This window comes from Roseovarius sp., from assembly GCF_048262375.1.
Classification (GTDB): domain Bacteria; phylum Pseudomonadota; class Alphaproteobacteria; order Rhodobacterales; family Rhodobacteraceae; genus Roseovarius.
On the sequence record NZ_JBLXFE010000004.1, the window covers coordinates 169,385 to 194,616 of the forward strand.

Sequence of the window (25,232 nt, forward strand, 5' to 3'; positions counted from 1 at the left end):
CCATATTCTGCCCGAAACGACAAGAAAGACCATTGCGGCAAACGGACGCTTTTTTGATTTAAATCAAATTTACGCCCGCCTGAGGACCGCGCCGCAGAGAAAGAACCGCCATGACTGATACATCCTTTCGCCCGTTTGAGACCCTTTTGGACCGCTCAACCGCCCTCGCCCGCCTGCAAGACGCCACGCAAGGTGCCGACGATGGCGAGCTTTTTCTGGAACGTCGACGCGCCGAGGGGCTGATGTTCGACGACGGACGGGTCAAGACTGCCTCTTATGACGCCTCAGAGGGGTTTGGCCTGCGTGCCGTGCGCGGCGAGGTGACAGGCTACGCCCATTCCTCCGAAGTCACAGATGCGGCCCTGCGGCGCGCGGTAGAAACCGCGCGACTCGCGGTCGGTGCGGGTGGCGGCACGCTGGCCGCAGGTCCGATGCCCACGAATCGCCGCCTTTACACGGATGAAGATCCCATTGCCGGGGCGAGCTTTCCGGTAAAACTCGACACTTTACGCGAAATGGATGCCTTCGCCCGCGATCTCGACCCCCGCGTCGTGCAGGTCACGGCCTCGATTGCCGCCTCGTGTCAGGAGATTGTGATCCTGCGCCCCGATGGCACAGAACTCAGCGATACCCGGCCCATGACCCGCGTCAATGTTTCGGTGATCGTCGAACAGAACGGTCGCCGCGAGAACGGCAGCGCCGGAGGCGGCGGGCGCGTGGGCCTGGACGGCCTGCTTGATCGTGCCGACTGGCAGGCCAAAATTCTGGAGGCGCTGCGCGTGGCCCTCGTCAACCTCTCCGCCGAACCGGCACCTGCGGGCACCATGGACGTGGTGCTTGGACCGGGCTGGCCCGGCATTCTCTTGCACGAGGCGATCGGCCACGGGCTTGAGGGCGATTTCAACCGCAAGGGCTCGTCGGCCTTTGCCGGGCTGATGGGCCAACGCATCGCCGCCCCCGGTGTCACCGTGCTGGATGACGGCACCCTCCCTGATCGGCGCGGCTCAATCACCATCGACGACGAAGGCACGCCCTCGGCCCGCAATGTGCTGATCGAGGATGGCATTCTGGTGGGCTACATGCAGGATCGCCAGAACGCCCGCCTGATGGGCGTGGCCCCCACCGGCAATGGCCGCCGCGAGAGCTACGCCCATGCCCCGATGCCCCGCATGACCAATACCTATATGATGGGCGGCACCGCGACCCCCGCCGATCTCGTCGCGGAATTGAAAGACGGCATCTATGCCGTGGGCTTCGGCGGCGGTCAGGTCGATATCACCAACGGCAAATTCGTCTTCTCCTGCACCGAGGCCTACCGCGTGCGCAACGGCCAGATCGGCGCCCCGGTCAAAGGCGCCACCCTGATCGGTGACGGTGCCACCGCCCTCAAACAGATCCGCGGCCTGGGCAACGACATGACCCTCGATCCCGGCATGGGCAATTGCGGCAAGCAGGGCCAATGGGTGCCGGTGGGCGTGGGTCAGCCGACAGTGCTCATCGGCGGGCTGACCGTGGGCGGATCTGCGGCGGGGTAATTGTCTCCCCGCCCCCACCCCATTCACCGTTCCCAAAATACTCAGTTGCGCCCCGGCTCGGGGTGCGTACGCAAAGTGCGTACAGGCGGGACACTTTGTACACATTTATATTCCACTGATTTTAAATCCTGATCTCAAAGGCTTATGCGAATTTTTGAAAATTCCGGCACAGGGCGCGGTTTGGTTTACCTCCCATTAACCAACCGCGCGCTATCACTGATCCTGCAAGCAGGCGAGGTCACGGATGCCCGAAGTTACTCATCCTTCCACTCACCCCTCACTCCCACCCACCACGGAAGATGATCGGGTGTCGTGGCTTCGCCTCTTGCGCTCACGTCGGGTCGGCCCTGCTACATTTCACCGGCTGCTGAGCGAACATGGCAGCGCTCAGGCGGCCCTTGCCGCCCTGCCCGAGGTGGCCCGCGCCGCCGGTGTTGCAGATTACGCCGCCTGCCCCCTCGGCGTGGCAGAGGCGGAATTGCGCGCCGGTCGGGCCGCAGGCGCTCGGATGATCACCTTTGCAGATCCGGAATTTCCCATAAGATTGAAGGATTTATCGGATGCTCCCCCGCTTTTTTGGGTCATGGGCGATCCAGCTCTGCTTGCCCGCCCGATGATTGCCTTGGTGGGCGCGCGCAACGCCTCCTCACTGGGTACCCGCATGGCCAGATCGCTCGCCACGGATCTGGCGGCGCAGGGCTATATCATCGTTTCGGGCCTCGCACGCGGGGTCGATACAGCCGCCCATCTGGGCAGCCTCAAGGGCGGAACAGTGGCTGTCATGGCGGGCGGGGTTGATGTGATCTACCCTGCCGAGAACACAGGGCTGGCAGGCGAAATTCTGGCCAACGGCCTGCGCCTCTCGGAACAGCCCATCGGCCTCATCCCTCAGGCCCGGCATTTCCCAAGCCGCAATCGCTTGGTCAGCGGCCTCGCCCATGCTGTGGTGGTCGTTGAGGCCGCTACCAAATCTGGGTCGCTCATCACCGCCCGCACCGCCCTCGATCAGGGGCGCGAGGTGATGGCCGTGCCGGGCCACCCGATTGATGCGCGCGCCAGCGGCTGCAACATGCTCATCCGCGACGGGGCCATTCTGGTGCGCAATGCCCAAGACGTGATCGACGCCCTCCCACAGCTTCTCGCGCCCAAGGCGCCACCCCCGCCGCAGACCGAAATGCCCCTTGCGCCCGTATCACATCCCGCCCGCAGCCTGCGTGACATAGCCAGCCTGCACGCACAGATCCTCAACCGACTTGGCCCCTCCCCATTGGCCGAGGATCAGCTGATCCGCGATCTTGCCACCCCCGCGCACCGCGTCGCCCCGGCACTCCTTGATCTTGAACTTGACGGGCGCATCACCCGCCATCCCGGCGGGCTCTTGGCATTGGCACGTTAGGACCAAACGGCAGGCCCTATCGGCCTTATGATCTCGCAAAGCGCCAAATAGGGCCATAACGTCGCGGTTTTGCAACCCTTGCGGCAAGATTGACAATTCCCCTTGCCAGCCCACATGGTGCCCCGCCATAAGCCTCGACCAGAGTCGGAAGGAGTGTCCATGCCCGTTGTCGTTGTAGAATCGCCCGCCAAAGCCAAGACAATCAACAAGTATCTGGGCGACGGTTACACGGTTCTGGCAAGCTATGGCCATGTGCGCGACCTGCCCGCCAAGGACGGGTCCGTCGATACCGAACACGGCTTTGAAATGACATGGGAGATCGGCGCAGACAGCCGCAAGCACGTCAAGGCCATCGCTGACGCGCTCAAGGATGACAATGCCCTCATCCTCGCCACTGACCCTGACCGCGAAGGCGAGGCGATCAGTTGGCACCTCGAAGAAACCCTGCGCAAGCGCAAGGCGATCAACAAGGATACCCCCGTCAGCCGCGTTGTCTTTAATGCGATCACCAAATCCGCCGTAACCGAGGCGATGAAAAACCCTCGTCAGGTCGATGCCCCGCTGGTCGAGGCCTATCTCGCGCGCCGCGCGCTCGATTACCTCGTGGGCTTCAATCTTAGCCCGGTGCTCTGGCGCAAACTGCCCGGTGCTCGCTCGGCCGGACGAGTACAATCCGTCTGCCTGCGCCTGATCGTCGAGCGCGAGCTAGAAATCGAGGCCTTCACAGCGCGGGAATATTGGTCTGTCAAGGCCCAGCTCACCACACCACGCGGTCAGGAATACGAAGCGCGTCTGGTATCGCTCGCAGGCAAGAAGCTCGACAAGTTCGATCTGGAAAACGCCACACAGGCCGAATTGGCCGTGCAGGCCATCACGTCCCGCGCCCTCTCCGTTACGTCGGTCGAGGCGAAACCAGCCAGCCGTAATCCCTCTGCCCCCTTCATGACCTCGACCCTGCAACAAGAGGCCAGCCGCAAATTTGGCATGGGGGCCAAGCAATGCATGAGCGCAGCGCAACGCCTCTACGAAGCAGGCTACATCACCTATATGCGTACCGACGGGATCGATATGGCCCCCGAGGCCGTCATGGCCGCGCGCGACGCGATCAAGGATCGGTTCGGCCCAGAATATTTGCCGAAATCGCCCCGCATGTATAAAAACAAGGCCAAGAATGCCCAAGAGGCGCATGAATGTATCCGACCGACCGACATGACCCGCGATGCGGGCCACATCAAAACCTCGGACGCGGACCAGCGCAAGCTCTACGATCTCATCTGGAAACGCACCCTCGCCTGCCAGATGGAGGCGGCAAGGATGGAGCGCACCACCGTTGAAATCGGCAGCGCCGATGGTCAGGTGGGCCTGCGCGCCACCGGTCAGGTGATGCTGTTTGACGGCTTTCTCAAGGTCTACGAAGAGGGCCGCGATGACGTCACGGGGGACGATGACGACCGCCGCCTGCCGCAAATCATGCAAGGTGAACCCGCAGCCTTTGCCAAATCCTCATTGCGCGGCGAATTCGCCAAGGCGAACGAGGGGGCCGAGACAACCGCCGCCGTGCTTGCGCCCAACGAGGCGGTGCTTGGCCTTCAGCACTTCACGCAACCGCCGCCCCGCTACACCGAGGCGACGCTGGTCAAGAAGATGGAAGAATTGGGCATCGGACGCCCCTCGACCTATGCCAGCGTCCTGACCACGATTCAGGACCGCGAATACGTGCGCAAAGAGCAAAACCGTCTTTTCCCCGAGGATAAGGGACGGATCGTTACGGTCTTTCTGATCAATTTCTTCCGCAAATATGTGGGCTACGAATTCACCGCCAATCTTGAAGAGGATCTCGACCGCGTCAGCGCGGGAGAGGCGGATTACAAGGAAATTCTAGAGCGGTTCTGGCGCGATTTTTCTGCGGCGATTGCCGAAACCTCGGAACTCCGCATCACCGAGGTGCTCACTGTGCTCGACGCAGCCCTTGCGCCCACGCTCTACCCGCCCCGCGAGGATGGCAGCGATCCTCGTCAATGCCCACTCTGCGGCACCGGGCAATTGCACCTCAAAACCTCGCGCTCCGGCGGCTTTGTCGGCTGCGGCAATTACCCTGAATGCCGCTATACCCGGCCCATCGGCGGCGATGCCGGGGAAAACGGCGACCGCATCCTTGGAGAGGATGAAAACGGCATCGAAATTGCCCTGCGCTCTGGCCGCTTCGGGCCCTATGTGCAGCGCGGCGAGGCAACAGAAGAGAACAAGAAGCCCGACCGCGCCAGCCTGCCCAAGGGTTGGAAAGCCGAAGAAATGACGCTGGAAAAGGCGCTCACCCTGCTGAGCCTGCCGCGCGTGGTGGGCGATCATCCCGAGGGTGGCACGATTGCCGCCAATTTTGGACGGTTCGGCCCCTATCTCATGCATCAACTTCCCGATGAGGCCAAGCCGGTCTATGCCAATCTGAAGGATCCGGCGGATGTGTTCGACATCGGCATGAACCGGGCGGTAGAGCTGCTTGCAGCCAAGCGGGCAAATCCCGGTGGGCGCGGACGCGCCGCAGCCAAGGCGCTGCGCGATCTGGGCGAGCATCCCGAGCATGGCGGGCCGATCCAGATCCTAGAGGGCCGCTATGGCCCCTATATCAAGTGGGACAAAGTGAATGCCACCTTGCCCAAGGGGACCGAACCCGAGGACGTGACGATGGAGATGGCAATCGAGTCCATCGCCGCCAAAGCGTCCAAATCCGGCAAGGGGCGCAAGACGGCGGCCAAGAAACCTGCCAGCAAATCCACCACCGCCAAAAAGCCGGCAGCAAAGAAAACCACCATGAAAAAGCCCGCAGTGGCCAAGGCAACCGCCAAAAGGGCAGCTGCCGGGGAATAGACCCCGCGCAAAGCAGGCTCCGTGTCTAAGTAGAAATCCCTATTTCGCGACGATGCGGGGCGGGGCGCGTTGACTCGCATCCAGCTTGCACCGCATACGGGGGCAAACCACTGTCTGGAGGAGGTTCCACATGAAAAAGGTATACGGCTCGGCCGCCGAAGCGCTGGACGGGCTCTTGCGCGACGACATGCTGATCGCAGCGGGCGGCTTTGGCCTCTGCGGCATTCCCGAACTGCTCTTGGCCGCGATCCGCGACTCGGGCGTCAAGGATCTGACCTTCGCGTCCAACAACGCAGGCGTCGACGATTTCGGCATCGGCATCCTGTTGCAGACGCGGCAGGTGCGAAAAATGATGTCCTCTTATGTGGGCGAGAATGCCGAATTCATGCGCCAGTATCTCAGTGGCGAGCTGGAGCTGGAATTCAACCCGCAGGGCACGCTGGCCGAGCGTATGCGCGCAGGCGGCTGCGGCATCCCCGGCTTTTACACCAAAACCGGCGTTGGCACACAGGTGGCCGAGGGCAAGGAGCACAAGGACTTCAACGGCGAGACCTACATCCTTGAGCAAGGGATTTTTGCCGACCTGTCGATCGTCAAGGCATGGAAGGCCGACACCACCGGCAACGCGATTTTCCGCAAGACCGCGCGCAACTTCAACCCGCCCGCCGCCATGTGCGGCAAGGTCTGCGTGATGGAAGTCGAAGAAATCGTCCAGCCGGGCGAACTGGACCCCGATTGCATCCACCTGCCGGGCATCTATGTGCACCGCCTCGTTCAAGGCACACATGAGAAACGTATCGAACAACGCACCGTGAGGGCTGCATAATGGCTTGGGATCGCAATCAGATGGCCGCACGCGCGGCGCTCGAACTCCAGGACGGGACCTATGTGAACCTCGGGATCGGTATCCCGACACTGGTGCCCAATTTCATCCCCGAGGGCGTGCATGTCACGCTGCAATCGGAAAACGGCATGCTGGGCATGGGGCCCTTTCCGGTCGCGGGCACCGAGGACGCGGACCTGATCAACGCAGGCAAGCAAACCATCACCGAATTGCCTGACACCAGCTATTTCGACAGCGCCTCCTCCTTCGGCATGATCCGGGGCGGCAAGATCGCTATGGCGATCCTGGGCGCGATGGAAGTGGCCGAAAACGGCGATCTCGCCAACTGGATGATCCCCGGCAAGCTGGTCAAGGGCATGGGGGGTGCCATGGATCTCGTGGCGGGCGTGGGCCGCGTGGTCGTGGTCATGGACCACACCAACAAGCATGGCGAATCCAAGGTGCTGAAATCCTGCACCCTGCCGTTGACCGGCACGGGCGTGGTCAACCGGATCATCTCGAACCTTGGCGTTCTGGATGTGGTCGAGGGCGGGCTCAAGATCGTCGAGCTGGCCGATGGCGTGACCGAGGACGAACTGCGCGCCGCCACCGAGGCGACCATCGTGAACTAAAACCCGAGGGTCGGACGCTCTGAGTGTCCGGCCCTTACTTCATCGCCAAATTGAGCGCGCAGGCATCGGTAATCAGTTCCGGCTGCGTCTTGCACAGCCCGCGCGCCACCTCATAAGCGGCCAGAACCTTGGGAATGTAATCTCGGGTCTCGGCATAGGGCGGAACACCGCCATGCTGTTTGACCGCGTTCTCACCCGCATTATAGCCCGCCAAAGCCAGAACCACATCCCCGCCAAATTCCGTCATCAGCCAATCAAGATAGGCAACTCCGCCCCGGATATTCTGTGCTGGTGACAGGATATCGGTCACGCCAAACCGCCGGGCGGTGTCTGGCATAAGCTGCATCAACCCCTGCGCACCGGCGCTGCTGACCGCCGCCACTTGGCCAGAGGATTCAACCGCGATCACCGCGAGCACCAACGCAGGCGAGATTTGCGTGCCAATGGTCTCGCTCAGGATATGACGGCCCTCAGACAAGGCAATCTCCTGCACCGATTGCAGCCTTGGCGCAATAACCGCCTTGCCAGCCGGCGGTTTGCTCAGATGGTCCATCGCACTGCGCAGGCGCAAGATGCGATCCGCATCCCGATCTGCGGGCACGCCATCCCAAAACCAGCCATAAGCCGCGTCGTACGGGGCGCGCGGCAGGGCGGGCGCGGCACTGCTTGCCGATTTGCGCGGGGCTTCAGGGGCCAGCGGTGTCACTTGCACCAAAGGACCACGCCGCGCCCCAGACGCAGGGGCTTTTTCTCGTTTAAACGTAAAATCGGCAAAAGGCGGCGGTTCCTGCGCCACAATTGGCCCGGCTCCTGCTAGAATCGCAGCAGACACCAAAAGATTTAACAATTTCATAGCGGGCGCTGCTCTGCCTCTGACTGATTGTCAGCAGTATCGCAAAAATCCACACCTGACGCCAGCATTGTTCCAAATGGCGGTACCGCCCACCCACAATTGCGCCACAATTGAACCGTCAAACTCTTTTTTAGATAGATTATCAGACTTTCTTTTGATGTTTTTCAGTATCTTAAGATTTTTCATGTACTTTTGCGCAAACATTCGAAAATTGGTCCAATGACGCCAAATTCCCGCCTGATTTGCCCGGCTATATGGCATCACACCACGACGGCAGCGGGCCATAAAAAAACTGGGGGCCCAAAACCGAAGCGGGTGTGACAACACAAGCAACTGATCCTTTGGAGGGACCAAACCATGATTAAATTCTTCAAAAACTTCTCGAAAGACGAAGACGGCGCCGTAACGGTTGACTGGGTCGTTCTGACCGCAGCTGTCGTTGGTCTGGGTGTTGCTGGCGTGGCATCGGTTAATACCGGCATCACCGGTCTGGCCACCAAAATCGGAACCGAAGTCGGCACCACTGCTACGGTCACAAGCTTGGGCACGCTGGGTCAGTAATAATCTGACAAGGTCAGTATGACCTCACAAGCAATGGCCACGGATAGATCCTATCCGTGGCCATTTCCGTTCATGCCCATCTGCGTCCGCAATCCGGCCCAAGAGCGCGATATCGCCGCCGCTTGTCCCTGATTTTGACATAATCCCTCGATATTCAGGCTTTTGATTACCGGTATCGCGCCGGAACGTATCATTCGAAGGAAAGGATACCCCATGCGAGTTGTTTTCGGATTGGTGCTGATGTTAGGCCTCGGTCTCGCGGGTTTTGCCGTCTATATGGCCAAGAGCTATATCGACGGGTATCAGCGACAGCTGGCGGCAGAGCGCCAGCAACGCGCACCCAACATCGAGACCGTTGACATCTATGTTGCCAATCGCGCGCTCAAATATGGCGAAGCCCTGGACAAAGACGCCGTCCGCCTCACAGCTTTCCCGAAGAATTCACTTCCTGAAGGCGTATTCCGTACTTCAGAAGAGCTCTTTCCTGAAGGCGAAGCTGTCAAACGCAGAGCGTTGCGACGCATGGAACCGAACGAAGCAATCCTCGCCGTCAAAGTGACAGCCCCCGGTGAAGAGGTTGGTATCACCTCTCAGCTGGAGCGTGGCATGCGGGCCTTTGCCATCAAGGTGGATGTGAGCAGCGGCGTGTCAGGTTTCTTGCGTCCGGGTGACACAATCGACGTCTACTGGACTGGTAGCATCGGGGGCAACAATCTGCGCACCGAAGGCAATTCGACCGGAGAGGTGACCAAGCTGATCGAAACTGGGGTCAAGCTGATTGCCGTGGACCAAGTCGCGGACATGGATATGTCCGAGGCCGTGATCGCACGCACCGTAACTGTCGCCGCCAAACCACAACAAGTGGCGGCTCTGGCTCAGGCTCAATCGACCGGGCGGCTGTCTTTGTCTCTGGTCGGCGCGCTGGACGATACAGTGGCAGAGGCCATCGAAGTGGATCAGCACAGGTTGCTCGGAATAACGGCCGAGGCCGTGATCGAGCAGGCCCCGGTTTCCGAGACCTGCACCATCCGCACGCGACGCGGTGCCGAGGTGATCGTGACACCGATCCCCTGCACGAACTGAGACTGGCCCAGAAGGTCATGCAAGGCACCCGCGCTTGGGTGCCTTGCATGACAAAGTGATTTGGTCACACAAATTAGAAAAATAGACAAAACAGCATTGATTCTTGAAAAAAAAACGAAACTACCGCAAAGTATGTGAAATGCGGGCGAGAAGACCCGAAAAATGAGGCGTGATCGGAAAGGCAGGTCACATGAAATTGCGTGGATCTTTATACGCGGCCTTCTTTGGGCTGGCGTTGGTTGTCGGTCATGTGCCGCAATCTGCACAGGCGGAAAACATCCGGGTGGTGCGCAACGGTACGTCCAGCGTCCTCAGCGTCGCGATGAACAGAGCCGTGGTGGTTGAAAGCGAAACTCCCTTCGCGGAGCTTAGCATTGCAAATCCGGCCATTGCCGATTTCTCTACCCTGTCGGACCGTACAATCTATGTTTTGGGCAAGACACCGGGGCGCACCACACTCAGCCTGTTTGACGGCGTGGGCCAACTCATAACCAATATTGACGTGCACGTCAGCACCGACATCGAAGAGTTCAAGGAACGGCTGAAACAGATTCTGCCCAACGAGCCCATCGAAGTGCGCAGCGCCAACGACGGTATCGTGATCTCTGGCACTGTATCCAGTACGTCGCGCATGCAACGCGCTTTGGATCTGGCAGAGCGTTATGCCCCGGAACGGGTCTCAAACCTGATGTCGGTCTCCGGCAAGCAGCAGGTCATGCTCAAGGTCCGCTTTGCCGAAATGCAGCGCAGCGTATCCAAGGCGCTCTCCTCTTCATTTTCCCTCGACGCGCGCGGAGCCAATCAGGTCGGTGTGATCGGTGGCACCAACACAACCAACACCCAAGGGGGCGTACTGGGCACATTGGCCGGCGCCATTCCAGGCGTAAATGAAAACAACGCCGCTTTTGCCTTCGGCTTTGACGTAGGCTCGGTCGAGGTGGGCATCCTGCTGGAAGCGCTCGAAACCAAGGGCGTCGTGCGCACCCTGGCAGAGCCGAACCTGACCGCGCTGTCGGGACAAGAGGCCAAGTTTCTCGCGGGTGGCGAATTCCCGGTGCCGGTGGCACAGGACAATGACACCACCTCCATCGAATTCAAACCCTTCGGTGTCGAGCTGAACTTCGTGCCACGCGTTGTCGACGATGGTATCATCAACCTCGAAATGGCCGCCGCCGTTTCCTCCATCGACACGGCCAACTCCTTGGTTTCCAATGGGTTCGCCATCCCGGCCTTCCGCCGCCGCGACACCTCGACGACCGTGGCACTTCGGGATGGTGAGAGCTTTGCGATTGCCGGCTTGCTTCAGGATGATTTCCGCGACAACGCTGGTCAGGTGCCTTGGCTGGGTGATGTGCCCGTGCTGGGCTCCCTGTTCCGCAGCGCCGATTATCAGCGGTCTCAAACCGAGTTGGTAATCATCGTTTCCGCGCATCTGGTGTCGCCTGCTCGTGGCGAGGCTCTTGCGCTGCCGACAGATCGTGTAAAACTGCCCTCGGAAAAGGATCTTTTCCTCAATGGTCTCCTCGCCAAGGGCGTCAACGACCGTGGTGCTGTGGGTGAGGTGGCCAAGCAGGATTTCACCGGATCCTACGGCTATGTGATGGATTGAGCAGGGGACTGGAAATGAAACATGTTCTCGCAATCGTTGGCCTGATCGCCACCGCTGCCTGTATGCCGCAAGGCTCTGTATACCGCTCGTATTTCAGCGAAGCAGGCTCGCATGTGGACAGCGGCCATTTCGGAGAGGCGGTGATGAACAACCACCTCGTGATGACCGGCGACCGAAGCTATAGATTTGATCTGGCAAACCGCTTTGCCAACGAGGTGCTGAGCACTGTAAACTTCGCCTTCAACTCGGCAGAGCTGGATGCGGGCGCACGCGATACATTGCACGAGCAGGCCAACTGGATCCGGCAATTTCCCGAAGTACGCTTTCGTGTTTACGGTCATACGGACGCTGTAGGGTCCAATGCCTACAACAAGAGCCTCGGCATGCGCCGCGCTCAGGCCGTGGTCGCATTTCTCACCAGCCAAGGGATAAGCCGTGCACGGCTCGAGGCTGTCGCCTCCTTTGGCGAAACACAGCCGCTGATCGTGACCCAAGGCCGTGAACGCCGCAACCGGCGCACTGTCACAGAGGTCTCTGGCTTTGTCGACTCGCATCCGATCATCATGGATGGCAAATACGCAGAGGTTGTGTACCGCGAATACATAAGCAGCGCAGTGCCACGTTCAGATCTACTGATGGTTGAGGCATCTGGATCGACCACTTCCGAATAATAGTGTAAACACCCGTTTCTCCCTGTTCGGCTCTGTCGGACCCCCTCAAACCCGCCCCAATTGGGCGGGTTTTTTGTATCTTAACATCGCACAATTACGATCTTTTGGCCTAAATGTCGCCAATATTCCCGCGCATGTTCCCCAAGAGCCAAAAGTTTCCGTCGCAATTGGTGCTCAGCTGAATGGCCCGTATTTCCATATCCAGCAGGGATATTGGCTATCACCACCAAGCGATGGCAAAAACAGGACCAAGAGAATGACGAGTAACGTTATAAAACAGTCTGACCCTAGCCCGATCGTCGCCTGCACCATTAGCCGCGACGTACAGAACTTCGACCTGCTGATTGAGGACATGGAAGCCGCCTTGGGCGAGGCCTGGGGGGATCTCGGATTTGCCGAGGCCCTAGCCTTTTTCAACCAGCCGGACGCTGAGTTGCTGGAATTCATGGCCATCGCAATCGACGAGGCCGACGAAGAAGATCTCGTCATGTTGGGCGAAATCATCGCCTTGGCCAATAGAAAAGGGATCAAGGTCATTCTGATCGCAGAGGACGTGAGCCCCGCAGCATTGCATCAACTACTGCGTCAAGGTGCCGACGAATTCGTCCCCTACCCCCTTCCCGAAGGCGAGTTGCAGGCAGCGATTGAGCGTTTAAGGAACACCCCCGCGCCGGTTCATCTCGCGCCGGTGCAAACTCATGCGGCGCTGGCGTCCCCGACCGCCGGGGATGGCGTGATACTTTCGGTACAAGGTCTCTCAGGCGGTACTGGTGCCACCACTTTGGCTGTCAACCTCGCCTGGGAACTGGCCAATATCGAGAAAACCAACCCCCCTCGCGTCTGCCTGCTGGATTTCAGCCTGCAATTCGGTTCGGTATCGACCTACCTCGACCTGCCACGCCGGGATGTGGTGTTTGAAATGTGGTCCGACACAGAGGCGTTGGATGATGATGTCTTTCGGCAGGCACTGGTCGCCTTTGAAGACAAACTTTGGGTCCTCACCGCCCCGTCGGATGTTCTGCCGCTCGATATGATTTCATCGGACGACGTGAACAAGGTACTGGCCTTCGCACGCAAGCATTTTGACTATGTTGTCATCGATATGCCGGGAACATTGGTTCAATGGACCGAAGCGGTGCTGCATGCGTCGCAGGTTTACTTTACCACGCTTGAGTTGGATATGCGCTCGGCCCAAAACGCTTTGCGGATCAAACGGGCCCTGCAATCAGAAGATCTGCCAGTGGACAAGCTGCGCTACTGCCTGAACAAATCCCCGAAGTTCACGGATTTGAACGGCAAGAGCCGGGTCAAACGCATGGCCGAGAGCCTTGAAATACGGATCGAGATATTATTGCCGGATGGCGGTCGGGCGGTTTGCCAGAGTTCGGACCACGGTCTGCCGCTGGCGTCGAGTTCCGCCAAGAATCCATTACGCCGCGAAATCGCCAAGCTCGCCAGCTCCTTGCATGCTCTTGGCAAGAGCGACGCCGAAGCCGCCTAGAACAAGGGTAGAAACAGATGTTTTCCCGTTACAAGAAATCTGCTCCCAGTCGGGCACCCGCCAATGCAGCGCCCGTAGAACCTGCGAAAGCCGCTCCGGTCGAGGCTGTTCCACTGCAGTCTTTCCGCAAACCCGCCCCGCTTGTGGCCGCGAAACCTGTCGGCATGGACAAGGAGCGCAAGCGCAAGGAGCGGATCAGCGAAATCAAGATCGAACTGCACCGCGCCATGCTGGATCATCTCAATCTCTCCGCCCTCGACACGGCGACAGAGTCCGACCTGCGTGCGGAAATCAGCTCTATCGCGGGAGAAATCCTCGAGGAACAGGGCATCGTTCTCAACCGTGAGGATCGTGCTCAACTCACCCAAGAACTCTACGACGAGGTCAAGGGTCTCGGCCCGCTCGAAACCTTGCTCAAGGATGATACGGTCAACGATATTCTCGTCAACGGCCCGCATCAGATTTTCATCGAACGCGCGGGCAAGCTGGAACTCAGCGACGTCACCTTCAAGGATGAAAGACACCTCCTGCGCATCATCGACAAGATCGTGTCGGCGGTGGGTCGTCGGGTGGACGAATCCAACCCCTATGTTGACGCGCGCCTCGCCGATGGTTCGCGCTTTAACGCCATGGTGCCTCCCGTTGCGGTCGACGGCAGCCTCGTTTCGATCCGGAAATTCAAAAAGGACAAACTCGGGATCGACGATCTCGTGCGTTTCGGCGCGTTTTCCGAGGAGATGGCCGCCTACCTTCAGGCCGCTGTCGCCACGCGCCTCAACGTGATCGTCTCGGGCGGTACGGGTTCCGGTAAAACCACCACGCTCAACGCGCTCTCGTCCTTCATCGACAACGCCGAGCGGATTCTGACCATCGAAGACACCGCCGAATTGCAACTGCAACAGATCCATGTGGGCCGGATGGAAAGCCGCCCGCCAAACGTTGAAGGCAAAGGCGAGGTCTCCCCGCGTGACTGTCTCAAGAACGCGCTGCGCATGCGTCCTGACCGCATCATCGTGGGCGAGACGCGCGGCGAAGAAGTGATCGACATGTTGCAGGCCATGAACACCGGCCATGACGGGTCAATGACCACAATCCATGCCAACAACCCCCGCGACGGCATCAGCCGACTCGAGAACATGGTCGCCATGGCCGGACTTGAAATGCCGCTCAAGGCGGTGCGCAGTCAGATCGCCAGCGCCGTTAATCTCATCGTGCAGGCCAGCCGCCTTCAGGACGGATCGCGCCGGATGACTTCGATCACGGAGATCACAGGGATGGAGGGCGATGTCATCTCAATGCAGGAAATTTTCCGCTTCCAGCGTGTGGGACTCAGCCCCGAGAACAAGATCATCGGCCATTTCACCGCCACTGGTGTGCGCTCGCACTTCTCCGAACGCTTCCGGCTCTGGGGCTATGACCTGCCCCCCCATATCTACGAACCGATCGCAGCGGAGTAACGCAATTGACCCTCAGTGCAGAACCGATCATCTATGCGTTGATCTTCGTCGGCGTTCTCGTCCTTGTCGAAGGCATCTATCTCACCGTTTTTGGCCGCTCGATCAGCCTCAACAACCGCGTCAACCGCCGGCTGGAAATGCTCGACAAATCGGGCAACCGCGAAGAGGTGATGGAAAAGCTGCGCAAGGAAATGCAGCAGCACCTCAAGGCGCGCAAGCTGCCGCTTTATGCCATTCTATCGGACAAGGCCCAAAAGGCGGCGATTGCCTTTACTCCCAAACAGCTGATCATGTTGATGGTCGGGCTCAGTGTTCTGGCCTTTGTCGGCCTCTCGGTCGGCACCGACACGGCCGTTCCAGTGCGCGCCGTGGCGGCTGTGGGCATCGGCGTGGGAGGCATTTTTACTTGGATCAGCATGAAGGCGTCCAAACGTATGGCGTTGCTCGAAGAGCAACTGCCTGATGCCATCGAATTGATGGTTCGATCCCTAAGGGTCGGGCATCCGTTTTCATCCGCCATCGGCATCGTCGCAACCGAGGTCGGCGACCCGCTTGCCACTGAATTCGGGATCATCGCGGACGAGTCCGCTTATGGCCGCGATATGGGCGAGGCGCTCAAGGAAATGGCGGAACGGCTCGATATGCAAGATCTGCGTTTCCTCGCCATGGCGGTCACCATTCAGCAGCAATCTGGCGGTAACTTGGCAGAGATCCTTGCTGGTCTGGCCAAGGTGATCCGCGCCCGCTTTCGCCTCTTCCGCAGGGTCAAGGCAATCACTGCCGAGGCCAAATGGTCTGGCAAGTTTCTCTCAGGCTTTCCAATTCTGGCCCTGATCATCATCCAACTGATCAAACCTGACTACTATGACGAGGCGATGCTTCATCCTTACTTCATACCTGCGGTACTGGTCGTTGCTGTCTTTCTGGTCATGAACCTGATCGTGATGCGTGCCCTTGTGAACATCAAGGTCTGAGGAATAAACCATGGAAACTCTCTCTACCCTCAACGACATACTGACTGGCGCCCTTGGGCCGTTCGGACCTTTGATCGTGGTCGGCGGGCTGGGCGTGATGCTTGTGCTCGTGACCATTCCGATGATGCTCCGGCAAAAACAAGATCCACTGGAAAAACTCAAGCAATCGAACAGTCGCGGCACAAGTGAAACGAATAAGGCCAAAACCAACCTGCGTGCCGGAACGCAAAACAAAAAGCTCGATCGCTACGCCACTTTTCTCGAGCCGCAGGATGAGAAACAACTGAGCCAGATGCGTCTTAAACTGATGCAAGCAGGCTATCGGCATCGCGACGCGGTACGGTATTTCCACTTTGCCCAATTTGCACTTGGAATTGGCCTGCTGATCTTGGGCGTGATCTACTATGTTCTGTTCAAATCGGGCACAGAGACCAGCACGCAAGAAACATTGATGTACATCCTCGGGCCTGCGGGTGTCGGCTATATGATGCCTAAGTACTGGATAACCAAGCGTCAGCAGAAACGGCAGGAAGAAATCCAGGACGGCTTTCCCGACAGTCTCGACATGATGCTCGTCTGCATCGAGGCCGGTCAGTCCATGGATCAGTCGATCATCCGTGTTGCCAGTGAAATGCGCGCGTCCTACCCGGCCCTTGCAGAGGAATTCGAAATCGTCGCGCTTCAGATCAAGGCCGGGCGCGACAAACCTTCGGTACTGGGGGAAATGGCAGAGCGCTGCGGCGTTCAGGATATCTCGAGCTTTGTCACCGTATTGGTGCAATCGCAAACATTCGGGACATCGATTGGCGAGGCCCTGCGCGTCTACGCTGGCGAAATGCGTGACAAACGCGTCATGCGCGCCGAAGAAAAAGCCAACAAGCTGCCGACCAAGATGACATTGGCCACGATGATGCTTACAGTCCCACCATTGCTGATCATTCTGGTCGGGCCATCGGTTCTGGGCATCATGGAACTGCTCGCCATGGCCCAAAATTAAACGAGGCGACATGATAGGGCGGGCGACAGTACTTTTCATGTGCAGTTTGGCGCTTGCAGGATGTTTGGCGCCGGCACCGCCAGAGGGCCCCTACGCCCCCGGTCTCGCGTCCGGGGGCGAAGCCGTTGACGGCCTTGTGGTTGGTCACCGCCTGATGGATGCTGGCGAATACGAATTGGCGCACCAGGCCTTTACCCGCGCTGCGGTCAGCCATGGTATGACCGCTGATGTGCTCGCAGGTCTGGGCAGCGCCAATCTTGCGCTTGGTCGCCTTGGCACCGCCGAGCGCTTGTTGCGTGAGGCAATAGAATTGCCCGATGCCACTCCGGAAACCTGGAACAATCTGGGTGTCGTGCTGGTCGAACGGCGCCAATACCCCGAAGCAGAACAAATTCTGCGCCGCGCCTATGCGCTCGACAATGGCGAAAGTGACGCAATCCGTGACAATTTGCGCTTAGCGCTCGCAAAATCAGAAAATTCCGATTATGATGTTGAGGACGAGCAAGACTACAAACTGGTACGGCGGGGCAGTGGCGACTATCTGATCCGCAAGATACCGTGACGAGGCCGAGGCAGTAAAAGGACGCAAAAATGCGCCACCCTATTCTTGTTTCCCTGTGTGTGGCAGGCGCATTCGCCCTGTCCGCGTGTGAGCAGTCCAATGGAAATGACGTTGATCGCGCCTTTCAGGACATCAACGTTGTGGACGAAACCAATCTCAACGATGTGATGCTGACCGCCAGCGATCCGAATGAGGCGGTTGCCTATTTCCAGCGGGCAGTTGGAGAGAAACCAGACCGCATCGACCTTTTGCGAGGCATGGGCAAATCTCTTGTGCGCGCCAAACGCAATACCGAGGCTGTGGCGACATGGACCCGCATCACCGAGCACAAGGACGCCACTGACGAAGACCGCGTTGATCTGGCCGATGCCCTGATCCGCAACAACGAGTGGGAGCGCGCCGACACTGTGCTCGACAGCATCCCGCCCACCCATGAAACCTTCAAACGCTACCGGCTTGAGGCGATGATTGCCGACAGCAATCAGGATTGGAAAAAATCCGACAGTTTTTATGAAATTGCCGTCGGCCTGACCACGCAGCCCGCCAGCGTGATGAACAACTGGGGCTATTCGAAACTGACTCGCGGCGATTTTTCCGGTGCAGAACGGCTCTTTACCGATGCGGTGCGTCAGGACCCGGCCCTCTTCACCGCCAAGAACAATCTTGTTCTGGCACGCGGCGCACAGCGTAATTATTCGCTGCCGGTCCTGCCGGTTAGCCAATCCGAACGGGCGCAACTGCTCTACACCCTCGGTCTTTCGGCCATCAAACAGGGCGACACCACAATTGGTGAGGGTCTGTTGCGCGATGCCATCGAAACCCACCCACAGCATTTCGAGGATGCAGTGCGCTCTCTGCGCGCCCTTGAAACCAACGTGGCAGGCTAGGGTCGCCAGATGACGCTTGAGATTACGGCGCATGCCGCGCTTTGGTTCTTGCCGTTTGTCCTGCCGGTTTGCGCCTGGGTTGCCGTCAGCGATCTGCGCCGGATGAAGATCCCCAATACCGCTGTTCTGACGCTGGCGGGGATCTTTCTGGTGGTCGGGCTGATTGCGCTGCCGCTGGCCGATTACCCATGGCGGCTGGTGCAGCTGGCGGTCATGCTGGTCGCGGGCATTGCAATGAACGCCGTCGGTCTGATGGGGGCCGGTGACGCCAAATTCATCGCCGCCGCCGCCCCGTTCGTGGCGCTTGGCGATGCGGCCTCGCTCTGCCTGATCTTTGCCGCCACACTGCTCGGGGCGTTCGTGACCCACCGCATTATCAAACATAGCCCCCTGCGCCGTCTGGCTCCTGACTGGCAGAGTTGGGCCTCCGGCAAGAAATTCCCGATGGGTTTTGCCTTGGGCGGCACGCTCGCGATCTATCTGGGCCTCGGTGCTCTCTACGGGATCTGAACGCCTCAGGTCTGCCCGACGCTCTCCTTAATTTTTGCACCTTTGCATGCGACGGTTGCGCTATCGCAGTCCGACGCAGCACAGGCAGACCTCATGAACATGCAAGCCAGCACTGGCGTTCAGCCGCCCCCCCCCCCGAGTCGGCTGGAGGACATGCAATTACCTGTGGTGATGATGCGGGACATCCTGCTCAAGACCATGTTCCGCAAGAACCTCGATCTGGCCACGGACATCGCCGAGGCAGTTTGTTTGCCGCGCGCTGTCACACAGGAATTGATCGACATGGCGCGCAGCCAAAAGCTGATTGAGGCCACTGGCACGCTCAACGCCAATTCAGGCGGCGAAATGGGCTATCAACTGACGGATTCCGGAAAATCCCGCGCCCTCGACGCGCTCAGCCAATCGGAATATTTCGGCGCAATGCCGGTGCCGCTCGCGGTCTACCGCGAACAGGTCAAACGCCAGTCGATCCGAAACATTCAAATCACCCGCGAACAACTGACCAATGCCATGGGGCACCTGATCCTGCCCAAGTCCCTGCTCGATCACCTTGGCCCTGCGGTCAGCGCCGGGCGCTCGATCCTGATGTATGGCCCACCCGGCAATGGTAAATCCTCGATTTCGAATGGCATCCGCGACGCCATGGGCGACAAGATCTACGTGCCCCGCGCCATCGAATATTCCGGTCAGGTGATCACCGTCTATGATCCCATCGTACACTCAAAGGCCGAGGTCGAAATCGACGATCCCCATAGCCTGCGCCGCAAACGCACCTTCGACACGCGCTATGTCCGCTGCGAACGCCCGACCGTGATCACCGGCGGCGAACTCAGCCTGTCGATGCTCGATCTGGTCTACAACCCCACCGCCCGCACCTATCAGGCGCCGCTGCAACTCAAATCCACCGGCGGCATCTTTATCGTCGACGACCTTGGCCGTCAGGCGGAACCGCCACAGGCGCTGGTCAACCGCTGGATCGTGCCGCTCGAAGAGTCCAAAGACATTCTCGCCCTGCAATCGGGCGAGAAATTCGAGGTGCCGTTTGATACGCTGGTGATCTTCTCGACCAACTTTCACCCCAACGCGATCTTTGACAAGGCCGCGCTGCGCCGGATTTTCTATAAGATAAAGATCGACGGCCCCTGCCAATCCGACTTTCTCAAGATCTTTGCCATGGTCGCCCGCAAAAAAGGCATGCCGCTGGACGAGGCCGCGCTGATCTATCTGATCAAGGAAAAATACCCCACGATCGACAATGCCTATGCCAATTATCAGCCGGTGTTCCTGATCGACCAGATGATCTCGATCTGCAACTTTGAGGGCATTCCCTACCAGATGACCCCGGAACTGATCGAACGCGCCTGGGCCAACATGTTCGTGCGCGAGGAAGAGATTCTGCATTAGGCAACGCGCGGCCTGTTGCTGAGCGCTCATCTGCCCCCGCGCGGATCGCCTGAGATCAACGCCAGCCCCAATTGAGAACATTTCGTGAACACGTTATCCTCTCCCCATGACGATTCCACTTCTCACCCGCAACAGCCCCCGCCCCGCCCTCCGTCTTCTGGGCGCGCTTGATCTGCCGCTCGCCCGCCTGCACGAATGCTGCGGCCCCGCCCGCCATAGCTTTGCGATGCTGCTCCTAGGTGCCCTGCGCGGCCCGGTGCTCTGGATCACCCCGGCATGGGCGCGCGACCACCTCAACCCCGATGGCATCTGCGCCCTCACCGGACCGGAAAACGGCCCGGAAAAACTGATCTTTGTCGCGCCAGAGCGGCGCGAGGATCTCTTGTGGTGCATGGAAGAGGCGCTGCGCAGCGGTGCCGCCCCGCTCATCATCGCCGACCTGCCAGAGCCGCCCGCCCTCACCCCGGTGCGCCGCCTGCATCTCGCCGCCGAAGAAGGCACCACGCGCGGTCACCACCGCCCCTTGGGCCTGATCCTCACACCGGGCGAAGGCGGCGCACCGGGGGTGGAAACCCGCTGGCACATGGCACCGGCCCATGTGCCGGGCACCGACCGCTGGCACCTTACCCGCCGCCGCGCGCGCACCGCACCTCCTGCGGCATGGGCACTCGCGGGGCGACCCGGCGCATGGGCACTCAAGCAAACGTGACCGCCATTTAGCCGCATAGCGCGTATCCTGCCCCATGATCCGCTGTTTCGCCCTCGCCCTGCTCCTCATAGCAACCCAAGCCACCGCCGCCCCAGAGGCCTATCGCCTTGATGTGGCGCGCTCCACCGTGGGGTTTTCCTATGACTTTGGCCAAGGTGACAATCGTGGCACCCTGCCGATCAAATCGGCGGATATGCGGATTGATCTGCGCGACCTTGGCGCCAGTCAGCTCGCTGTAACGCTGGATGCGACCGGCGCACGGGCCGGGTTCCTCTTTGCCACGCAGGCGATGAAAGGGCCCGAGGTGCTCGACACCGCCCACCACCCCGACATCACCTTTCGCTCGACCGAAATCACCGGCACACCGCAAGCCGCGCGGATCACCGGCCTTTTGACAGTACGCGGAGTGACCCGGACGATCACCCTTGACGCTGGCCTCTACCGCCAACGCGGCACCGACCCGGATAATCTCGACCAACTGACGGTCCTCCTGACCAGCACGATCAACCGGAATGCCTTTGGCGCAAGCGGCTTTGCCACCCTCGTCGGGCCGATGATCGGGTTGCGGATCGTGGCACGGGTGGAGAGGTAGGGGCCCTCAGAAATGGAGAGCGCAGATTTAATTTGTTGATGGCAATGACCGCATTTTGCGGGCATTGACGATTATAGCACAAGGCCTTTTACAAAAGGATTTTCAATGGCAACGCCCCAATATCGTATTCGCAGACTGCGATGATCGAACCCTCTTTGACCTTCTGAACAGGGGAAAAGACACTGCGGACCTTGCGGCTCTTTTGGGAATGTCTGCGGCTGTCAAAGCCGGGTCGAATGGCTTGGAAGCCAGCTAGGACAAGCGCGGTTTGCGAAAGATAGCCCACCCTACAATTCGCTCAATGACCGGACCCGGTACGAGAATCCAATCCCCCGCCACCCTCCCAATTAACCGCCCACCAAAATCCCGTGATTTCCGCATCTTAACCTTGTTTCACGCGCGCCTGCCCGAAATCGACGCGGCCATGTCGAAAACGTATGGTCCCCCGCCCCTCGTCCTGCCATGGTAGCCGCACCATGCGCCTGATGATTTCCTTTGCCGCCCTCTTTCTCTCTGTCGTTCTGCTCCAGCTCTCGACGGGCGGCGTCGGCCCACTTGACGCGCTGTCCGGCCTTGCACTGGAGTTCACCACGGCGCAGATTGGCCTTCTGGGTTCGGCGCATTTCGTGGGCTTTTTCATCGGTTGCTGGTTCGCCCCCCGCCTGATGGGCACCATCGGCCATTCCCGCGCCTTTGCCGCCTTCACCGCCGCAGGCGCCATCGGCCTCTTGGCGCATATGCTGGTGATTGACCCCTATGCATGGGCCCTGATGCGCGTGGCCTCGGGTCTCTGTGTGGCGGGCTGCTACACCGTGATCGAGGCCTGGCTTCAGGCGAAGGTCACGAATGAGACCCGTGGGCGCACGATGGGTATTTACCGCGTGGTGGACATGGGCGCGTCGCTGGCGGCCCAGATGCTCATCTCTGTCCTCGCGCCGGCCTCTTACGTCTCCTACAACCTTCTGGCACTGCTTTGCTGCGCGGCCCTTCTGCCCCTCACCCTGTCGCGTCTGCGCGAACCTGAAACACCGGACGCGCCGCGCCTGCGCCCCCTGCTGCTCATCGCCTGCTCGCCTCTGGCCGCAGCAGGCGTGCTGGTCGCGGCCCTCTCCAGCGCCTCGTTCCGCATGGTGGGGCCGCTCTATGGCCAACAGGTCGGCCTTGCCGTCGACCAGATCGCAGGCTTTCTCGCGGTCTTCGTGCTGGGCGGGGCGGTGGCGCAATACCCGGTGGGCTGGCTCGCGGATCGCTATGATCGACGCTGGGTGCTGATTGGCCTCTCGGTGGCGGCGATCCTGTCCTCGGTCTCGACCGCCATGACCGAGAACCTCGACACGTTCGGCATCCTGATGACGGCCTTTTTCTTTGGCATGACCACCTTTCCGATTTATTCGGTCAGCGCCGCACATGCCCATGACTTTGCCGAGGCGCATGAACGGGTGGAACTCTCCGCCGCGCTCATGTTCTTCTTTGCCGTGGGCGCCATCGCCGCCCCGCTGATGGCCTCGACCCTGATCGAGGTCTACGGCCCCCCGGCCATGTTCGTGATGATTGCGGCAGGGCACGCGCTCCTTGTTGTCTTCGGCCTTTACCGGATGCGCGCCCGCCCCATTGCCGAACGCCGCACAGCCTATGTCTGGTCGCCGCGCACCTCTTTCCTGATCGGACGCCTCACGGGTCGCAGCCGCGACAAAGACGGGAACGAACGCTAAAGTAACGTCGGAAAGCGATAACAGCGCTTTCGGTGCGAAACTGCGGCAAATCAACAATCTACTACGTGACCGACGATTCAATGAAACGCCGAAACGCTGTAGAACTGCCCGCCAAACCGCGTTAAACGGGGCCAAACCGTCAAGGAACAGGCGCGACATGGCACGGCATCTCATCACCTCGGCAATTCCCTATATCAACGGGATCAAGCACCTCGGCAATCTCGTGGGATCACAGCTTCCGGCCGATCTCTTTGCCCGCTATCAGCGCAGCAGGGGCAACGAAGTGCTCTTTCTCTGCGCAACCGACGAGCACGGCACCCCGGCAGAGCTTGCCGCCGCCAAGGCGGGCAAACCGGTGGCCGACTACTGCGCTGAAATGCACGGCGTGCAGGCGGAAATTGCCCAAGGATTTCGGCTCAGCTTTGACCACTTCGGACGCTCCTCCTCGGTGCAGAACCACAAGCTGACCCAGCATTTCGCCAAACGCCTCTTTGAGGAAGGATTGATCCGCGAAGTGTCGGAAACCCAGATGTATTCGCCCACCGATGGGCGCTACCTGCCCGACCGTTACATTGAGGGCACCTGTCCCAATTGCGGCTTCGAGCAGGCACGCGGCGATCAGTGCGACAACTGCACCAAGCAGCTAGACCCGGTCGACCTGATCGACCCGCGCTCGGTGATTTCGGGGGCCACCGATCTTGAGATGCGCGAGACCAAGCATCTCTACCTCTGTCAGTCGCGGATGAAGGACGAACTCGAGGCTTGGATCGATAGCAAGACCGACTGGCCGGTGCTCACCACCTCGATCGCCAAGAAATGGCTGAATGACGGCGACGGCTTGCAGGACCGCGGCATCACCCGCGATCTCGATTGGGGCATCCCGGTCAAGCGCGGCGACGAGGATTGGCCGGGCATGGAGGGCAAAGTCTTTTACGTCTGGTTCGACGCCCCCATCGAATATATCGCCTGCGCGCAGGAATGGGTCGATGCGGGCAAGGGCACAGATTGGGAACGCTGGTGGCGCACCGACAAGGGGGCCGAGGACGTCCGCTATACCCAGTTCATGGGCAAGGATAATGTGCCCTTCCACACGCTCAGCTTTCCCGCCACGATCCTTGGGTCGGCCGAGCCGTGGAAGCTGGTAGATTACATCAAATCGTTCAACTACCTCAACTATGACGGGGGTCAGTTCAGCACCTCACGCGGGCGCGGCGTGTTCATGGATCAGGCGCTCGAAATCCTGCCTGCCGATTACTGGCGCTGGTGGTTGCTCAGCCATGCTCCCGAAAGCTCGGATTCAGAGTTCACATGGGAGAATTTCCAGGCCTCGGCGAATAAGGATCTGGCCGACGTGCTGGGCAATTTTGTCAGCCGCGTCACCAAATTCTGCCGCTCAAAGTTCAACGAAGAGGTGCCCGCTGGCGGCTCTTACAGCGATCTGGAAGAGGCGCTGATCGCCCGTCTCACGACCCGCATCCGAGAGTATGAAGGCCATATGGAGGCGATGGAGGTCCGCAAATCAGCAGGCGCGCTGCGCGCCATCTGGGTGGAAGGCAACGAATATCTGCAAGAAGCAGCGCCCTGGTCCACGTTCAAGCAAGATCCCGACCGCGCCGCCATGCAGACGCGGCTCGCGCTCAACCTCATCCGCCTCTACGCCGTGCTGAGCGCGCCCTTCATTCCCGACGCCGCCAGCGCGATGCTGGAGGCAATGCAAACCAGCGACGATAGCTGGCCCGACGATGTGCCTACCGCCCTCGAATGCCTTGCACCGGGCCATGCCTTTACCGTGCCCGAGGTGCTCTTTACCAAGATAACCGACGAGGCGCGCGAAGACTGGCAGGAACGGTTTTCGGGAACGCGCGCATAAACGCGCAAGGCGGCACAACACCGCCTTGC

22 protein-coding genes are annotated in these 25,232 nt (G+C 59.9%); 21 read left to right on the forward strand and 1 reads right to left on the reverse strand.

From position 1 onward, the window contains the following. Positions 1-110: 110 nt before the first annotated feature. The 5 genes from tldD to ACN0SW_RS06485 all read left to right on the forward strand — a co-directional run bounded on the left by tldD (position 111) and on the right by ACN0SW_RS06485 (position 7,251). Positions 111-1,535, forward strand: a complete 1,425-nt coding sequence (gene tldD / locus ACN0SW_RS06465; RefSeq protein WP_417727095.1) for a metalloprotease TldD — start codon at positions 111-113, stop codon at positions 1,533-1,535. Positions 1,536-1,779: 244 nt separating this feature from the next. Beyond that, positions 1,780-2,931, forward strand: coding sequence for a DNA-processing protein DprA (gene dprA / locus ACN0SW_RS06470; RefSeq protein ID WP_417727096.1), 1,152 nt, complete (start codon positions 1,780-1,782; stop codon positions 2,929-2,931). Positions 2,932-3,090: 159 nt separating this feature from the next. Then, the gene (topA, locus tag ACN0SW_RS06475) at positions 3,091-5,796 is read left to right on the forward strand and encodes a type I DNA topoisomerase (protein WP_417727097.1); all 2,706 of its coding nucleotides are present in this window, start codon (positions 3,091-3,093) and stop codon (positions 5,794-5,796) included. 130 nt (positions 5,797-5,926) lie between these two features. Then, positions 5,927-6,622 (forward strand): CoA transferase subunit A, encoded by a 696-nt coding sequence (locus tag ACN0SW_RS06480; RefSeq protein ID WP_417727098.1) that lies wholly within the window; start codon positions 5,927-5,929, stop codon positions 6,620-6,622. Beyond that, positions 6,622-7,251 (forward strand): 3-oxoacid CoA-transferase subunit B, encoded by a 630-nt coding sequence (locus ACN0SW_RS06485; protein ID WP_417727099.1) that lies wholly within the window; start codon positions 6,622-6,624, stop codon positions 7,249-7,251. The genes ACN0SW_RS06480 and ACN0SW_RS06485 overlap by 1 nt, the downstream gene beginning before the upstream one ends. 34 nt (positions 7,252-7,285) lie before the next feature. Here the strand turns inward: ACN0SW_RS06485 and ACN0SW_RS06490 are convergent, their stop codons facing one another. Further along, complete coding sequence (locus ACN0SW_RS06490; RefSeq protein WP_417727100.1) at positions 7,286-8,104, reverse strand: lytic transglycosylase domain-containing protein; 819 nt, start codon at positions 8,102-8,104, stop codon at positions 7,286-7,288. 357 nt (positions 8,105-8,461) lie between these two features. Between ACN0SW_RS06490 and ACN0SW_RS06495 the strand changes: the two genes are divergently transcribed. The 16 genes from ACN0SW_RS06495 (at position 8,462) to metG (ending at position 25,203) form a co-directional block, all read left to right on the forward strand. After that, positions 8,462-8,665 (forward strand): hypothetical protein, encoded by a 204-nt coding sequence (locus ACN0SW_RS06495; protein ID WP_037245769.1) that lies wholly within the window; start codon positions 8,462-8,464, stop codon positions 8,663-8,665. 213 nt (positions 8,666-8,878) lie between these two features. Continuing rightward, positions 8,879-9,748, forward strand: a complete 870-nt coding sequence (cpaB, locus tag ACN0SW_RS06500) for a Flp pilus assembly protein CpaB (protein ID WP_417727101.1) — start codon at positions 8,879-8,881, stop codon at positions 9,746-9,748. A 190-nt stretch (positions 9,749-9,938) separates the two neighbouring features. Beyond that, positions 9,939-11,357, forward strand: a complete 1,419-nt coding sequence (locus ACN0SW_RS06505) for a type II and III secretion system protein family protein (protein WP_417727102.1) — start codon at positions 9,939-9,941, stop codon at positions 11,355-11,357. 14 nt (positions 11,358-11,371) lie between these two features. Next, a complete protein-coding gene (locus ACN0SW_RS06510; protein WP_417727103.1) occupies positions 11,372-12,028 on the forward strand; it encodes an OmpA family protein in 657 nt (218 codons plus the stop codon). A 256-nt stretch (positions 12,029-12,284) separates the two neighbouring features. Further along, a complete protein-coding gene (locus ACN0SW_RS06515; RefSeq protein ID WP_417727201.1) occupies positions 12,285-13,529 on the forward strand; it encodes an AAA family ATPase in 1,245 nt (414 codons plus the stop codon). A 17-nt stretch (positions 13,530-13,546) separates the two neighbouring features. Then, positions 13,547-14,986 carry a CpaF family protein gene (locus tag ACN0SW_RS06520; protein ID WP_417727104.1) on the forward strand — a complete coding sequence of 480 codons (1,440 nt, stop codon included), beginning with the start codon at positions 13,547-13,549 and terminating at the stop codon, positions 14,984-14,986. Positions 14,987-14,991: 5 nt separating this feature from the next. Further along, positions 14,992-15,960: a type II secretion system F family protein gene (locus tag ACN0SW_RS06525; protein ID WP_417727105.1), complete on the forward strand. Its 969-nt coding sequence runs from the start codon at positions 14,992-14,994 to the stop codon at positions 15,958-15,960. 10 nt (positions 15,961-15,970) lie between these two features. Then, positions 15,971-16,957 (forward strand): type II secretion system F family protein, encoded by a 987-nt coding sequence (locus ACN0SW_RS06530; RefSeq protein ID WP_417727106.1) that lies wholly within the window; start codon positions 15,971-15,973, stop codon positions 16,955-16,957. A gap of 37 nt (positions 16,958-16,994) precedes the next feature. Beyond that, on the forward strand, positions 16,995-17,519 hold the full coding sequence (locus ACN0SW_RS06535) for a tetratricopeptide repeat protein (protein ID WP_417727107.1): 525 nt from the start codon (positions 16,995-16,997) through the stop codon (positions 17,517-17,519). Between the two features lie 29 nt (positions 17,520-17,548). After that, on the forward strand, positions 17,549-18,406 hold the full coding sequence (locus tag ACN0SW_RS06540; RefSeq protein ID WP_417727108.1) for a tetratricopeptide repeat protein: 858 nt from the start codon (positions 17,549-17,551) through the stop codon (positions 18,404-18,406). A gap of 9 nt (positions 18,407-18,415) precedes the next feature. Further along, a complete protein-coding gene (locus ACN0SW_RS06545) occupies positions 18,416-18,916 on the forward strand; it encodes a prepilin peptidase (protein ID WP_417727109.1) in 501 nt (166 codons plus the stop codon). Positions 18,917-19,009: 93 nt separating this feature from the next. After that, positions 19,010-20,320, forward strand: a complete 1,311-nt coding sequence (locus ACN0SW_RS06550) for an ATPase (RefSeq protein WP_417727110.1) — start codon at positions 19,010-19,012, stop codon at positions 20,318-20,320. Positions 20,321-20,426: 106 nt separating this feature from the next. Then, the gene (locus ACN0SW_RS06555; RefSeq protein ID WP_417727111.1) at positions 20,427-21,029 is read left to right on the forward strand and encodes an ImuA family protein; all 603 of its coding nucleotides are present in this window, start codon (positions 20,427-20,429) and stop codon (positions 21,027-21,029) included. A 34-nt stretch (positions 21,030-21,063) separates the two neighbouring features. After that, positions 21,064-21,621, forward strand: coding sequence for a YceI family protein (locus ACN0SW_RS06560; RefSeq protein ID WP_417727112.1), 558 nt, complete (start codon positions 21,064-21,066; stop codon positions 21,619-21,621). A gap of 476 nt (positions 21,622-22,097) precedes the next feature. Further along, a complete protein-coding gene (locus tag ACN0SW_RS06565) occupies positions 22,098-23,333 on the forward strand; it encodes an MFS transporter (protein ID WP_417727113.1) in 1,236 nt (411 codons plus the stop codon). Positions 23,334-23,490: 157 nt separating this feature from the next. Next, positions 23,491-25,203: a methionine--tRNA ligase gene (gene metG, locus ACN0SW_RS06570; protein WP_417727114.1), complete on the forward strand. Its 1,713-nt coding sequence runs from the start codon at positions 23,491-23,493 to the stop codon at positions 25,201-25,203. Positions 25,204-25,232 lie beyond the last annotated feature (29 nt).

What these genes read in the sequence shown, in the direction of transcription:
- tldD (WP_417727095.1), top strand. Translation starts at nt 111, where the DNA reads ATGACTGATACATCCTTTCGCCCGTTTGAGACCCTTTTGGACCGCTCA.
- dprA (WP_417727096.1), top strand. Translation starts at nt 1,780, where the DNA reads ATGCCCGAAGTTACTCATCCTTCCACTCACCCCTCACTCCCACCCACC.
- topA (WP_417727097.1), top strand. Translation starts at nt 3,091, where the DNA reads ATGCCCGTTGTCGTTGTAGAATCGCCCGCCAAAGCCAAGACAATCAAC.
- ACN0SW_RS06480 (WP_417727098.1), top strand. Translation starts at nt 5,927, where the DNA reads ATGAAAAAGGTATACGGCTCGGCCGCCGAAGCGCTGGACGGGCTCTTG.
- ACN0SW_RS06485 (WP_417727099.1), top strand. Translation starts at nt 6,622, where the DNA reads ATGGCTTGGGATCGCAATCAGATGGCCGCACGCGCGGCGCTCGAACTC.
- ACN0SW_RS06490 (WP_417727100.1), bottom strand. Translation starts at nt 8,104, where the DNA reads ATGAAATTGTTAAATCTTTTGGTGTCTGCTGCGATTCTAGCAGGAGCC.
- ACN0SW_RS06495 (WP_037245769.1), top strand. Translation starts at nt 8,462, where the DNA reads ATGATTAAATTCTTCAAAAACTTCTCGAAAGACGAAGACGGCGCCGTA.
- cpaB (WP_417727101.1), top strand. Translation starts at nt 8,879, where the DNA reads ATGCGAGTTGTTTTCGGATTGGTGCTGATGTTAGGCCTCGGTCTCGCG.
- ACN0SW_RS06505 (WP_417727102.1), top strand. Translation starts at nt 9,939, where the DNA reads ATGAAATTGCGTGGATCTTTATACGCGGCCTTCTTTGGGCTGGCGTTG.
- ACN0SW_RS06510 (WP_417727103.1), top strand. Translation starts at nt 11,372, where the DNA reads ATGAAACATGTTCTCGCAATCGTTGGCCTGATCGCCACCGCTGCCTGT.
- ACN0SW_RS06515 (WP_417727201.1), top strand. Translation starts at nt 12,285, where the DNA reads ATGACGAGTAACGTTATAAAACAGTCTGACCCTAGCCCGATCGTCGCC.
- ACN0SW_RS06520 (WP_417727104.1), top strand. Translation starts at nt 13,547, where the DNA reads ATGTTTTCCCGTTACAAGAAATCTGCTCCCAGTCGGGCACCCGCCAAT.
- ACN0SW_RS06530 (WP_417727106.1), top strand. Translation starts at nt 15,971, where the DNA reads ATGGAAACTCTCTCTACCCTCAACGACATACTGACTGGCGCCCTTGGG.
- ACN0SW_RS06535 (WP_417727107.1), top strand. Translation starts at nt 16,995, where the DNA reads ATGTGCAGTTTGGCGCTTGCAGGATGTTTGGCGCCGGCACCGCCAGAG.
- ACN0SW_RS06540 (WP_417727108.1), top strand. Translation starts at nt 17,549, where the DNA reads ATGCGCCACCCTATTCTTGTTTCCCTGTGTGTGGCAGGCGCATTCGCC.
- ACN0SW_RS06545 (WP_417727109.1), top strand. Translation starts at nt 18,416, where the DNA reads ATGACGCTTGAGATTACGGCGCATGCCGCGCTTTGGTTCTTGCCGTTT.
- ACN0SW_RS06550 (WP_417727110.1), top strand. Translation starts at nt 19,010, where the DNA reads ATGAACATGCAAGCCAGCACTGGCGTTCAGCCGCCCCCCCCCCCGAGT.
- ACN0SW_RS06555 (WP_417727111.1), top strand. Translation starts at nt 20,427, where the DNA reads ATGACGATTCCACTTCTCACCCGCAACAGCCCCCGCCCCGCCCTCCGT.
- ACN0SW_RS06560 (WP_417727112.1), top strand. Translation starts at nt 21,064, where the DNA reads ATGATCCGCTGTTTCGCCCTCGCCCTGCTCCTCATAGCAACCCAAGCC.
- ACN0SW_RS06565 (WP_417727113.1), top strand. Translation starts at nt 22,098, where the DNA reads ATGCGCCTGATGATTTCCTTTGCCGCCCTCTTTCTCTCTGTCGTTCTG.
- metG (WP_417727114.1), top strand. Translation starts at nt 23,491, where the DNA reads ATGGCACGGCATCTCATCACCTCGGCAATTCCCTATATCAACGGGATC.